Consider the following 1,983-nt stretch of genomic DNA (forward strand, 5'->3'; position numbering starts at 1 on the left):
ATTTTTTTTTGTAGCCATTTCATGAGTTTTTAAAAGGTTAATAAAAACAAAGTTACTAAAACGGCGAATGGGAAAAGCTACCGGAGGTTTAGTTCAACAAGGTATTGCCAAAAGCGGGGCTGAAGTTTTTCAATTGAAAATTTTTGCTATATTTGAACTGTGGTATTTCTATTGAAGTTCGGTGCTAAATTCCCCCGCCTTCGGCAATACCCGATCGTTGTAGGCAATTATACAGAACGACCCGTCAATGAAGAAAATATCGACATTTATACTTTTAATTTTACTGATACAAACCACGTATTCTCAGAATTTTGGAGATTTTCCCAAAATTGCAAAGGAGAAACTTCATAGAGATTTAGATTTATTGTATCAAGGCTTGGACAAGTTTCATTCTGGAATGTACTGGTACACCCCAAAAGACAGCGTTGATTTTGCTTTCCAAACTGCGAAAAACAAAATCACAACCGACCTTAATGTTTATGAATTTCACAAAATAATTGCACCATTAGTAGCATTATCAAGAGAAGACCACACAGACATTTTTTTACCAAAAGAAGTTAAAGAACAGACCAATAAAAATGAAAATATTCGATTTTTACCTTTAACTGTGGTTTTCTTGGGCGAGAAGTTATATTGTGTCAAAAATGCTTCAAATAATTCTGCAAAAATTGAAAATCTTGAAATTGAAAAAATCAATGGAGAAACACCCAAAGAAATTGTCACAAAAATTGGAATTTTATTTACATCAGATGGGTACATAAAATCTGTAAAATACAGTGATTTGGGTGGTTTTAATTTTTCTAAAAACTATTTTTACTACTATGGAATAATTGAGAAATATGAAGTGAAATTCAAAGAAATTACAGAGCCTATCACAATTAATTCATTGTCAATTAGTCAAATTAATGAAAACCTAAAAAAGAACAACAATATTGACAAAGAAAAAACTGAAAATGAACCTTTGCAATTCAAAATTATAAATGCAAAAACAGCTTATTTGGATATTCAAACATTCTCAAACGACATAATTAAAAGAGAAAGCAAATATAAAACATTAAAAAAGTTCTTGAAACAAAGTTTTTCCGAAATAAAAGAACATAATATTAAAAATGTGATTATTGACGTTAGTAAAAATGGCGGTGGAACTGAAGGAAATGAAGGTTTGTTATATTCTTATTTTGGCGATAATTACCAAAAATACTCTAAAGTAAGAGTCAAAACTCAAAAAGCAATCCTTAATAATGGAATTGACAAACCGATAAAACTTAAAGTATTCGGATTTTTAGAACGAATTTTTGTAAACAAAAAAATGAAAGATGGAAGTCTTGAAAGAAAAAATAATTTAGGTCTCGGACTTATGGCATACAAAAAAGCACCAAAAAACACCTTTAAAGGTAATGTGTATGTTCTCATTAGTCCAATAACATATTCTGGCGGTAGCGAATTTTCAAATATGATGTATTCGCAAGGATTAGCAACATTTATTGGACAAGAAACAGGCGGAGGTTATTATGGAAATACGAGTGGATATAGTCAAGATTTAACTTTGCCAAATTCCAAAATAACCATTGAAATCCCAGCATTACAATTTGTGATGAATGTTGAACCAAAATTACCATTTGGAAGTGGAGTAAAACCCAATTACGAAGTAATCCCAACAATAAATCAATATATTAATAATGAAAATATTTACTTAGAATATGCATTAAAATTAATAAGCGAAAAACAATAACTGCCTACAATAACTAAGCTTTAGCTTCGCTCTGTTCACTTCGTTCGGGTCGTTTTGTCTGCAAGACAAGAAATGAAAGCCCGTTGAAAGGAAGCTCCGGTAGCTTTTCTTGATTTTCAGTTTATTATCGACGGAAAATTTTAAAGTTATTCGAATCCGTCTCACAACTTGAGGCGGATTTTTTTTGGTTATAATTGTTATTTTTTGTATATTTATATCTGATAATCAGATATTTGTCTATGAATTTCAAG

Annotated in this window: 1 protein-coding gene; it reads left to right on the plus strand. The window is 30.5% G+C overall.

The features are described 5' to 3' along the window. Positions 1-247 precede the first annotated feature (247 nt). Positions 248-1,732: a S41 family peptidase gene (locus tag DRF58_RS17920; RefSeq protein ID WP_116037307.1), complete on the plus strand. Its 1,485-nt coding sequence runs from the start codon at positions 248-250 to the stop codon at positions 1,730-1,732. Positions 1,733-1,983: the final 251 nt, after the last annotated feature.

It is taken from the genome of Epilithonimonas hispanica, from assembly GCF_003385395.1.
In the GTDB taxonomy this organism is placed as follows: Bacteria; Bacteroidota; Bacteroidia; order Flavobacteriales; family Weeksellaceae; genus Epilithonimonas; species Epilithonimonas hispanica.

Bases quoted from the DNA above. Each gene is read 5' to 3' on its own strand.
- DRF58_RS17920 (WP_116037307.1), top strand. From the start codon at position 248: ATGAAGAAAATATCGACATTTATACTTTTAATTTTACTGATACAAACC.